Source organism: Streptococcus sp. A11, from assembly GCF_043674225.1.
Taxonomy (GTDB): Bacteria; Bacillota; Bacilli; order Lactobacillales; family Streptococcaceae; genus Streptococcus; species Streptococcus suis_V.
Genome location: NZ_JBIMJS010000007.1, coordinates 89,889 through 99,354 on the forward strand (window position 1 = coordinate 89,889; position 9,466 = coordinate 99,354).

At 45.4% G+C, this 9,466-nt stretch carries 12 protein-coding genes; 8 read left to right on the top strand and 4 right to left on the bottom strand.

Going from position 1 to position 9,466, the window contains the following annotated elements:
* Positions 1-41: 41 nt before the first annotated feature.
* From ACHBIF_RS05690 to ACHBIF_RS05705, 4 genes are all read right to left on the bottom strand, one after another.
* Positions 42-1,862 carry an acyltransferase family protein gene (locus ACHBIF_RS05690; protein WP_394719216.1) on the bottom strand — a complete coding sequence of 607 codons (1,821 nt, stop codon included), beginning with the start codon at positions 1,860-1,862 and terminating at the stop codon, positions 42-44.
* A complete protein-coding gene (locus tag ACHBIF_RS05695) occupies positions 1,852-2,268 on the bottom strand; it encodes a hypothetical protein (protein WP_105136862.1) in 417 nt (138 codons plus the stop codon). Before ACHBIF_RS05695 ends, ACHBIF_RS05690 begins: the two co-directional genes overlap by 11 nt.
* 84 nt (positions 2,269-2,352) lie before the next feature.
* Positions 2,353-2,772, bottom strand: coding sequence for a low molecular weight protein-tyrosine-phosphatase (locus tag ACHBIF_RS05700; protein ID WP_105160610.1), 420 nt, complete (start codon positions 2,770-2,772; stop codon positions 2,353-2,355).
* A gap of 51 nt (positions 2,773-2,823) precedes the next feature.
* The gene (locus tag ACHBIF_RS05705; RefSeq protein WP_105160609.1) at positions 2,824-3,057 is read right to left on the bottom strand and encodes a CsbD family protein; all 234 of its coding nucleotides are present in this window, start codon (positions 3,055-3,057) and stop codon (positions 2,824-2,826) included.
* 197 nt (positions 3,058-3,254) lie between these two features.
* Here ACHBIF_RS05705 and ACHBIF_RS05710 point away from each other — a divergent pair, with 197 nt between their 5' ends.
* The 8 genes from ACHBIF_RS05710 (at position 3,255) to ACHBIF_RS05745 (ending at position 8,773) form a co-directional block, all read left to right on the top strand.
* Positions 3,255-3,776, top strand: coding sequence for a DNA starvation/stationary phase protection protein (locus ACHBIF_RS05710; protein ID WP_394719219.1), 522 nt, complete (start codon positions 3,255-3,257; stop codon positions 3,774-3,776).
* Between the two features lie 291 nt (positions 3,777-4,067).
* Positions 4,068-4,946, top strand: a complete 879-nt coding sequence (locus ACHBIF_RS05715; RefSeq protein WP_394719221.1) for an ABC transporter ATP-binding protein — start codon at positions 4,068-4,070, stop codon at positions 4,944-4,946.
* Complete coding sequence (locus ACHBIF_RS05720; RefSeq protein WP_394719223.1) at positions 4,943-5,674, top strand: ABC transporter permease; 732 nt, start codon at positions 4,943-4,945, stop codon at positions 5,672-5,674. Before ACHBIF_RS05715 ends, ACHBIF_RS05720 begins: the two co-directional genes overlap by 4 nt.
* A gap of 8 nt (positions 5,675-5,682) precedes the next feature.
* Positions 5,683-6,777 (top strand): histidine kinase, encoded by a 1,095-nt coding sequence (locus ACHBIF_RS05725; RefSeq protein ID WP_172059791.1) that lies wholly within the window; start codon positions 5,683-5,685, stop codon positions 6,775-6,777.
* Positions 6,774-7,373, top strand: a complete 600-nt coding sequence (locus tag ACHBIF_RS05730) for a response regulator (RefSeq protein WP_394719226.1) — start codon at positions 6,774-6,776, stop codon at positions 7,371-7,373. Before ACHBIF_RS05725 ends, ACHBIF_RS05730 begins: the two co-directional genes overlap by 4 nt.
* 117 nt (positions 7,374-7,490) lie before the next feature.
* Positions 7,491-7,706, top strand: coding sequence for a YqgQ family protein (locus ACHBIF_RS05735; RefSeq protein WP_105110460.1), 216 nt, complete (start codon positions 7,491-7,493; stop codon positions 7,704-7,706).
* Positions 7,707-8,093, top strand: a complete 387-nt coding sequence (locus ACHBIF_RS05740; RefSeq protein WP_105123528.1) for a rhodanese-like domain-containing protein — start codon at positions 7,707-7,709, stop codon at positions 8,091-8,093. It begins immediately after the preceding gene.
* Positions 8,094-8,140: 47 nt separating this feature from the next.
* Positions 8,141-8,773: a hypothetical protein gene (locus ACHBIF_RS05745; protein ID WP_257104744.1), complete on the top strand. Its 633-nt coding sequence runs from the start codon at positions 8,141-8,143 to the stop codon at positions 8,771-8,773.
* Positions 8,774-9,466: the final 693 nt, after the last annotated feature.

Genomic DNA, 9,466 nt, shown 5'->3' on the forward strand with positions numbered 1-9,466 from the left:
AGCGAGGCTCCTACCTCGCTTATTTGCTTTCAACAATGGTCTTATTTATTCTTAATCGGGCCGTTTTCTGCTTCTTTCAGAGCTTCTTGAACCGTTTGTGCAAAGAGTTGTCCACCTTCATTGATGGTGCTTGGTTCGCTACCAAAATGAATATTGTCTGTGCCGGCCCAAATCTGAGGATTTTGCTTGGCAACGGCATTCCAATCAGCCACGGTGATAAAGTCATAATCCTTGGCTAATTGACGAATGTAACGCGCATGTTTTTCAGCTATTGGGTCATCGTACGTAGCAGAGTTACCATCGTAGGGGGTCACTAGAATCAAGCGGTAACCATTCGGCAGGATATCAACCATTTTCTTCAGCTCTTCCTGGTAATTGCTGACCACATTGGCACCGGTTGCTACCACAACATTTTTCAAGAGTGTTCCATTGTCAATATTGGTCTGTAGAATCTCGTTAGCCTGGATGGTATTCCGGCTCTTCTCCGCATCAATCATAGCATCAGGCAGGGCTGCGTGTAGGTGCTCGCTTGCTCGAAGTGTCACAGAATCACCGATAATGGTCACTCCGTCTGTGATATCAAAATGGCTGGCTTTTCCCTTTTCGGCAAAGTTTTTGGTCTGTGTCATGCGGGTATCTGCCTGCTTGAGGCTTTCCACCATAAGCGAATGGTCTAAATCACCGAGTTTTGGAACAAACAAACTAATGCCCAAGGTAAGCAAGCTGAGAACACCGAACGTTATAGCCAACCATTTGGTATAGGGAACTAAATCAATTTCCAGACCAAAGAGTTTTCCCGTCCTGCCTGCAATATAAGGCTCTAGAACATAGTAGGATAGGCTAGCCATCAGCAGTGTCACAAGCAAGGTCAGTCCAACGGCCAGAAGGTGGTTGGAAATCAGTTGATTGAAGATAATGTAAAGGGGCCAGTGGAAAAGGTAGATACCGTAGGAAATATCCGCCAGAAACTGGATAGCTACCGGCTCCTTCACGCTTGCTGTCTTTTCGTGTAAGATTCTAGCCGCAAGAATCATGGCACAGGTTGCCAGACTTGAGAGGAAGAAACCGAAAAGATAGGTGAAAATCGAATCAAACCGTAGGAAGAAGAGGAGGAGGGCTTCTAAGCCCAGACCACCTGAGAAAACCAATAGGGTCTTCCGTAAATCCCATTGTTGCACCATTTTCTGGAAACCGGTTGTAGTATGCTTGATGCCTACAATGGTCGCAAGCAGGCTCCCCAGAAAGAAGGGGAAGGAGTGAGCTAGTGTAGAGAAGTAAATCCTAGAATAGCTTGTGACAAAGAAGCTAGAAATAAACATTCCAAAGAAGCTAAGGACAAATAGGAGGCCTGAACTGAGGAAAATAGTTCCTCTAAGTTGTCCTACAGACCTGGCTTGCCGCGTTATCCACCAGAGAGCTAGCCCCCAGATGATGTAGAATTGGACTTCAATCGCAAGGGTCCAGGTGTGAACAAAGAGATGGGGGGTAAATTGATTTTCGTATCCACCACCGGCCAAAATTTCATAGATGTTGGTCATAAAGCCCAGAGCAGCTGTGATTTGCCGTCCGATATTGGCTGTAAAATCATTACGAATCAGGAGAGCCAGAGGTGTGACGGTCAGAATCAGCAGGACCAAAGGTGGGAAAATACGGTACAAGCGCCGTTTTAGAAATGCCTTGAAATCGAACTCCTTGTCGGCATGAAATTGGTCAATAATCAGGGCAGTCGTCAGATAGCCGGATAGGGTGAAGAAGAGGTCAACTCCGACAAAGCCTCCAGAGAAATATTTGATGTAAAAATGATAGAGCAGGACCATTACCAGTCCTAGCACTCGAATCGTTGAAAACCATTTAATCCTCATGTTGATAAATCCCCTGCTTAAACGTTCCTTCGTAGACTGATTTTGCCTTGGTTGTTAGCTTACCTTTTCCATCAGCCAGGCCATTGACAAATCGACCTGAATAGCTCCAACCATCCTTTGAAGTGAAGGTTCCCTGACCATTGAAACTGCCATTTTTAAACTGTCCTTCATAGGTATCTCCATTTTCAAAGGTCAGCTTGCCCTTACCGTCCATTTTATTGGCCAAGACGGTGCCGCTATACTTGATTTTACCGTCATCTAGGGTCAAGGTTCGTTGGCTGGGAATGCGTCCGATAAAGACGGAAATCAGGCAGATTAGGATAAATAGGAGTGTCAACCGTTCGATATTTTGCCTTGTGAGGAAGGCCTTCCAATCTTCTGGAAGCGAATAATGCATGCTTTTCATGTCTTGTCCCTTACTAGAATAGATTCGCCTACTATTTTACCATTTTTTCTCATATATTACAAAAATGTTACGTAATTCCTCTGCTTATTTTAGCCGTTCCAACCAGTCCTTGCAGCCCTGGCTGACCATTTGATAAGTTTCCTCGAAATCCCCTGTGTACCAAGGGTCGGGAACGGATCTGTCGGCAAATTGGTAGATTTTATCTTGGGCAGAAGGAGGAGCCATCTTTTTTAGGTCACGGACATTGTTGCTGTCCATGCCGATGATATAGTCAAATTCCTTAAAATCCGCTGCTGAAATCTGCTGAGATGTCTTGCTACTACTGTAGGGAATCTGGTATTTTTTGAAAATCTTCTGGGTTCCCGGATAGATAGGATTGCCGTGTTCCCAGCCTGATGTGGCACGGCTTTCGATGTGGTAGTCGTCGGTCAAGTCTTTCATGACAAATTCAGCCATTGGACTGCGACAGATATTTCCAAGACAGACAAATGCAATTTTTTTCATGATTTTCCTTTCACTTCACAAGAAAAGGCAACCGAAGTTACCTTAGCATGTTTATTTTTCGTCCTTGTCAAAGGCGTTTTTGATACCGTTGACAGCACCTTCGAGGCCGTCTTTAGCATCTTCTACAAAGCCCTTGGCATCTTCGACCAACTCTTTAGCTTTGCCGAGCCCTTTTTCAACAAGACCTTCCACTTCAAGCTCTTTATCACCTGTCAATTTGCCCAAGCCCTCTTTGACAGAACCAGTCAATTGATCTAATTTAGCACCGAATTTTTCTTCTGACATATGAACCTCCAATAGATGTTATAGGGAGTGATGGGAGAAATTCCCACGTGTTGACTATCTATAGAATACCTTAAATATCCTCATTTTGCAAGCGCTTTGCTTGTCTAAAAATGGACTTCTCACTAGAGGGTAATTAGTTGCACATTTATTGAAATAACATTATAATAAATATAAATAAAAGAAAGAAGGTTCCTTTTATGAAAAAAGAAATATTGAAGCCATCAGCTGAAGTTGCTAGTCTGTCTCTGGGGAAATCTCTGAACTATCAGGATACCAAGGCTGTTCTCAATCAGGCTGTCGCAGACCTGTCAGTGGCTCATTCTATCTTGCATCAGGTTCATTGGTACATGCGTGGTGCTGGATTTATGATTTGGCATCCAAAAATGGATGAATACATGGATGAGTTGGATGGTTACCTAGATGAAATGAGTGAACGTTTGATTACCTTGGGTGGCGCTCCATTTTCAACGCTTGTAGAATTTTCGGAAAACAGTCAACTCAAGGAGGTTCCGGGAAGATACAGCTTGACCTTGGAACAGCAGTTAGCGCGTGTGGTAGAAGTGTTTCGTACATTGGCTACCCTCTTCCAGGAAGGTTTTGACATTAGCGATGAAGAAGGCGACAGCGTGACCAATGATATTTTCAACGTTGCCAAGGCCAGCCTTGATAAGCATATTTGGATGCTGCAGGCAGAATTGGGACAAGCTCCGAAATTGTAAATAGATGAAGGGTCCAGTAGGACTCTTTTTTTGCTGCATAGACGATAGTTGAATGAATTAGATTTTAGACTGGATTGTGGATGAAACTTGCAATCAAGTCACTTATGAAGAGTGCAGCAAGTCGAAAGTGTCGATGTATCAAAGCAAAATTAGATGAAAATATTCAAAGATAAACTAAATGACAATAATATGACATTTGTCACATGAGTTAATGACAAAGCCTTCTAGTTCGGGCTTCATTTTCGAGATATACTGTCTATGTAAGATGTTCAAGAAGTAGGAGGTAGAAAGATGATAGAAGTACGAGCATTAAAAAAAATCATCAAAGGACGGACCATTTTGTCTGATATTTCCTTTGAAATCAAGTCTGGAGAATGTGTGGCTTTGATTGGTCCAAATGGGGCTGGGAAAACGACGCTTATGTCTTGTTTGTTGGGAGATAGGAAAGCGACGAAAGGCCAGGTTTTGTTGGACGGTCTGGCTCCGCAGGCTCAGTCCAATAAGGAAAAGGTGGCAGTCTTACCTCAAGAAAATGCCATTCCGACAGACCTGAAGGTCAAGGAATTGCTCCGCTTTTTCCAAGCTATCTACAAGGACAGTCTGACAGATGCGGAAATCGACAGCCTGCTCTGCTTTTCCCCAGAGCAAAAAAACCAGCTGGCCGGCAAGCTATCGGGTGGTCAGAAGCGGCTCTTGGCTTTCGTCATCTGCCTGATTGGCAAGCCTAAGTTGCTCTTCTTGGACGAGCCGACGGCGGGCATGGATACTTCGACCCGTCAGCGGTTCTGGGAGATTGTTCATGAACTCAAGGCTCAGGGTGTGACTATTTTTTATACCAGCCACTATATAGAGGAAGTGGAGCATACGGCGGAGCGGATTTTGGTCTTGCACCAGGGGCGGCTACTAAGAGATACCACGCCATTTGCCATGCGGAGTGAGGAGCAAGAAAAAGAAGTGACGTTGCCGATTGCTTTTGCGGCGGTGGTGGAGAGCTTAGCTGAAATCAATGAAATCAGCTACAAACAAGACACGGTCAGCTTCAAGACCCGAGCCATTGAGCAGGTTTGGGCGAATTTGCAGGAGGCAGGTTGTCGGATTTCAGACCTAGAGGTTCAGAACAAAACCCTGCTCAACAGCCTATTTGACAAGACAAGGGAGGAAGAATCATGAAAGCATTAGTTCAAGTAGAGGCGGTAAAGTTATCCAGAAGTTTGGGAGTATTTCTCCTGTCTATCGGTATGCCCGTCATCTTTTTCCTGATTTTCTCATCGACGCTCCAGTTTGACGATGCAGCCATACAAAAGGCTTTTATCCAGTCCTATATGCTGACCATGACAGGTTTTTCCATGTCGGGCTTTGCCCTTTTCACCTTTCCCACGATGCTGGCAGAGGACAGAAAAAATAGCTGGTTGACCTTTATCCAGCATTCGCCCCTGCCAATCTGGCAATACTACCTGTCCAAACTGGTGCGGGTCTTGCTCTGCTTTGTATCTTCCATCGCCATTGTCTTTGCGGTGGGTGGCTTGGTCAAGGGGGTAGACTTGTCAGCTCAGGAATGGGTCGTGTCCGCACTCATACTCCTTGCAACCTCTATCGTATTTCTAGCCATTGGCTTGCTCTTGGTGCAAATCCAATCTGAACAGGCCATGTCGGTTGTGGCAAACTTGCTCTACTTTGTTCTGGCCATCATGGGTGGCTCTTGGATGCCTGTTTCCCTCTTTCCAGACTGGGTGCAGCGGATTTGTAAACTCATGCCCAGCTACCATGTCAACCAACTGGTGACCACTTACGCTCAAGAAGGAGATTTTCTCTGGAAATCCTTGCTAATTGTCCTAGGCTATGCGATAATTTTCTTAGGAATTGCTCTGATACTGAATAGAAAATCGGAGCAGCAGTGAGGTGACAGATGATATTTGAAAAAAGAAAGGTACCGCTCATGTTTTTCGTGGGCATGGTCTTTCTCTATTTTCCCTTTTACTATGCCCAGTATAGTCCTAATCCGACGGCAGTTGTCCTAGCGACCATTCTCTTTGCCCTGGTCTATTGCTCCCTCTTTTATACCGACCACAAGCTCTATTCCATGCTGGCTTGGTTTTACCTGATTGGCTATATCGCCGTCATGAGTTTTTGGGGCAATCTGCAATTTTCCCTCTTTATCTTCAACCTGTCCAATATGCTGGGCTGGTACTACAAGGAAACTCGTCCGACCTATCGGACGGTGTCCTATGGAATCTTGTTACTGGCCATTATTCTTTGGGCTCTCTTTGGCCCTGTTCCTTTTGAGATGAGAGCTTTTGCACTTGTTATCCACTTCTTTGGCTTGGCCTTGCTGATTTTCAGCTGGATTGAGACCAAGCGGGCAGCCCTTCAGCAACGCCTACAGGAGCAGAATGCGTCTATCAATCTCCTGCTGGCTGAGAATGAACGCAACCGTATCGGTCAGGACTTGCACGACACACTGGGTCATGTCTTTGCCATGCTGTCTGTCAAGGCTGAGCTGGTCCAGACTTTGTTAGACCACGACCAGATTGACCAGGCCAAGAAGGAAGTGGCAGACCTTCAGACCTTAGCCAAGGACTCCATGCAGGAGGTCCGCCAGATTGTCCAGTCCATCAAGCAGCATACCGTGGCAGAGGAACTCCAGATTTTGCAGCAGATGTTGGACTTGGCAGGAGTGGATTTTGTCGTCTTGGGCGGGGAAATAGCAGAGCAGCTCAGCTTGCCCGTTCAGAACAAACTGGCTATGGTGCTGAGAGAGTTGGCTAACAACCTGCTCAAGCACAGCCAGGCTAGCAAATGCCGTTTGATGTTTGAAAAAGACCAGCAAGAATTGGTTTTGCACTACGAAGACAACGGTGTGGGCTTTACCCAGTTGACAGGTCAGGAATTGCATACCATAAAAGACAGGTTGGTAACGGTGAAAGGAAGTTTGGAGTTTCTTTCTCTGGCCAAGCCCACCCGCCTGTCCATCCGAATTCCGTTTGAGGAGGTGGTAGAATGAGAATCTTAGTCGCAGAAGATCAAGCAATGCTGCGGGACGCCCTTTGTCAGCTCTTGGGCTTTCAAGATACGGTTGAGGCTGTTTTACAGGCAGAAAACGGCAGTCAGGCCATTGTTCTTTTGGAAAAAGAGCCAGTAGATGTGGTGCTCTTAGATATAGAAATGCCTGAGAAGACAGGGCTGGATGTCTTGGAATGGGTGCGAGAAAAAACCTTGCCCGTCAAGGTTGTCATCATGACCACCTTCAAGCGACCGGGCTATTTTGAGCGGGCGGTCAAGGCAGATGTGGATGCCTATGTGCTCAAGGAACGCTCCATAGCAGACCTCATGCGGACCATTGAAACGGTCTTGGCGGGGCGGAAGGAATATTCGCCAGAGTTGATGGACATTCTCCTAACCCAACGCAGTCCCTTGACCAACTTGGAAAGTCAGCTGCTCAAGCTGGTGGCAGAGGGGCTGTCCAATAAGGAAATTGCCAGCCAGCTCCACCTGTCTGACGGGACAGTCCGCAACTACATGACCTCCATCCTGTCCAAGTTAGGTGCTGAAAACCGCACCGCTGCGGTTAAGATTGCACAGGAAAAGGGCTATATATAGCTAGAACCTCTATTCACAGGAAAAGGCTTGCACTCGGCAGGTCTTTTTCTAGTCGAATTTTGCTTTAACCTTCATTTCTCTATTGAAAATATCCCTATATTTTGCTAGAATTTTCTTATGGAACGACTTTACGATGTGCAGCAGTTGCTCAAACGTTTTGGTATCATTGTGTATATGGGAAATCGTTTGTATGATATTGAAATGATGCAGATTGAGCTCAATAGGGTCTACCAGGCTGGAGTTCTGGATAGGCTGGAATACATGGAGGCTGAGTTGGTTTTACGCCGGGAACATCGTTTGGAATTAGAGTACCAGAGATTGAAGGAGAAGTAGATGGAAACCTTGTGGACACTTTTATTATTTGTAGCCCTATTGGGTGCCTGGATGGGCTTTAATTATTGGAGATTGCGTCGTGCAGCCCAGGTCATTGACAATGCGGAATTTGCGCAGAAAATCCATGGTGGTCAGCTGATTGACCTGCGCGAGCCGGGCGAGTATAACCGCAAGCACATTTTGGGTGCGCGGAATATTCCCTACCAGCAGCTCAAGCAAAGTACTAATGCCCTTCGCAAGGACAAGCCTGTTTTGATCTATGAAAATGACCGTGGTCAATTGGTTACCCCAGCAGCTCTTTATTTGAAAAAGCAAGGGTTTAATGACATCTATATCTTGAGCTATGGTTTGAATGGCTGGGATGGCAAGGTGAAGACCGCAAAATAAGTAGATTTTTCATTACGAGTGTAGAATGTTAGTATGAGGAAACGAAAATGAATCGAAAAGATGAAAAATTATCCTTGGATGAAATTGCCATAATTGCAGGTATCGTGTTGATTTTATCCATTAGTTTATTGGCAATTTGGTTCAATGGCTCAACTGCAACAAAAGAGACTAGGGCTGAGCAGTCTGAAACGGTTGATACCAGTCTCTCTTCGGCTGAAAAAGCTGTGAAAAAATTGGAAAAATCTTCCAGTGAGGCTGACTTGAAAGCTGCCCAGGCTGCTGTGGATAAGTTACAGGCTACGACTGCAAAAGAGAGCCTGCAGAAGCGAATCGATACGGTTAAGCAAGCGATTGCTAAGCAGAAAGAAGCAGAAACACAGGCAAAATTAAAGGCTGAAAAGATTCGGGCAGAAGAAACCCGCAAATATGTTGAGAAGCACCAGAAAGACCAGGCGGCAGACAATCAAACCGAACCAAGCCAGGCTGAACCGGCTCCTGCACCAGAAGTAGTGATAGAACAACCAGTTGTAGAGGAATATTATGAAGTACCAGCGGTTGTAGAGGTTCCTGTGGAGCCTTCTGTAGCACCGCCGGCTGAATTAGCTCCAGAGGAAGTTGCACCTACAGCTCCTACAGCAGAGGTTTCAGCATCAGACACACTGGCCACAGAAGGTCAGTAATTGAACTTATTTTGAAAGAGGAGGTTGGGCATAAAGTCCAACCTCTAGTTCTTTGATTAACAAAATTACATTAGCGCAGGGGTTGATTGTTCAAAAGGTTCGGGGAATTGTGAAAGGTGGGAAACAGGGATTGTGAAACAATCCTCGATAGTTCGAGTTTTACGCTCCAAACTAGACCTAACGAATGGTGCGAACTCTGTTCGCTCTATTTTAATCTTTAACTGTCTTCTACAGCTTTTTGGATGCGTCTGGGCAGAAAGTCCAGCCTCGCTTCTCAGAGTTCGTGTCAACATCTCAGCGCAGTGGTTGATTGGCAGATTTATTCGTGTTTCACACTCCAAATCTGACCTATACGACTGATGCGAACAGAGTTCGCTTCATCTCCAACCTCAAACTGTCTCCCAGACAGTTTGAGCTATGCGGGGTGGGAGTGAAACAGTCTGGGGATAGACTGTTTCAGCTCAACAACTAGAAATAAAGACTTGTTGACGAACTCTTTTTAGACTGGTCGAATTCTTTCCCACTCCCATTATCTCCAACTTCCAAAGGTTTTGGGAACCTTTGGAGGTTTGAGAAAGTAAATTCTAGATAAATTCTGAAGAGGGGAAACCCTCTTTTTGTACCTTTGTCAATGATGTGAGACCAAAAAGGTGATTTTGAAGTTATCCATTTGTTAAGCTTTACTAGGAGCTA

Excerpts from the sequence above, each read along its gene's own strand:
- ACHBIF_RS05690 (WP_394719216.1), bottom strand. The coding sequence starts at position 1,862 with ATGAGGATTAAATGGTTTTCAACGATTCGAGTGCTAGGACTGGTAATG.
- ACHBIF_RS05745 (WP_257104744.1), top strand. The coding sequence starts at position 8,141 with ATGAATCGAAAAGATGAAAAATTATCCTTGGATGAAATTGCCATAATT.
- ACHBIF_RS05730 (WP_394719226.1), top strand. The coding sequence starts at position 6,774 with ATGAGAATCTTAGTCGCAGAAGATCAAGCAATGCTGCGGGACGCCCTT.
- ACHBIF_RS05715 (WP_394719221.1), top strand. The coding sequence starts at position 4,068 with ATGATAGAAGTACGAGCATTAAAAAAAATCATCAAAGGACGGACCATT.
- ACHBIF_RS05740 (WP_105123528.1), top strand. The coding sequence starts at position 7,707 with ATGGAAACCTTGTGGACACTTTTATTATTTGTAGCCCTATTGGGTGCC.
- ACHBIF_RS05700 (WP_105160610.1), bottom strand. The coding sequence starts at position 2,772 with ATGAAAAAAATTGCATTTGTCTGTCTTGGAAATATCTGTCGCAGTCCA.
- ACHBIF_RS05720 (WP_394719223.1), top strand. The coding sequence starts at position 4,943 with ATGAAAGCATTAGTTCAAGTAGAGGCGGTAAAGTTATCCAGAAGTTTG.
- ACHBIF_RS05695 (WP_105136862.1), bottom strand. The coding sequence starts at position 2,268 with ATGAAAAGCATGCATTATTCGCTTCCAGAAGATTGGAAGGCCTTCCTC.
- ACHBIF_RS05705 (WP_105160609.1), bottom strand. The coding sequence starts at position 3,057 with ATGTCAGAAGAAAAATTCGGTGCTAAATTAGATCAATTGACTGGTTCT.
- ACHBIF_RS05735 (WP_105110460.1), top strand. The coding sequence starts at position 7,491 with ATGGAACGACTTTACGATGTGCAGCAGTTGCTCAAACGTTTTGGTATC.
- ACHBIF_RS05725 (WP_172059791.1), top strand. The coding sequence starts at position 5,683 with ATGATATTTGAAAAAAGAAAGGTACCGCTCATGTTTTTCGTGGGCATG.
- ACHBIF_RS05710 (WP_394719219.1), top strand. The coding sequence starts at position 3,255 with ATGAAAAAAGAAATATTGAAGCCATCAGCTGAAGTTGCTAGTCTGTCT.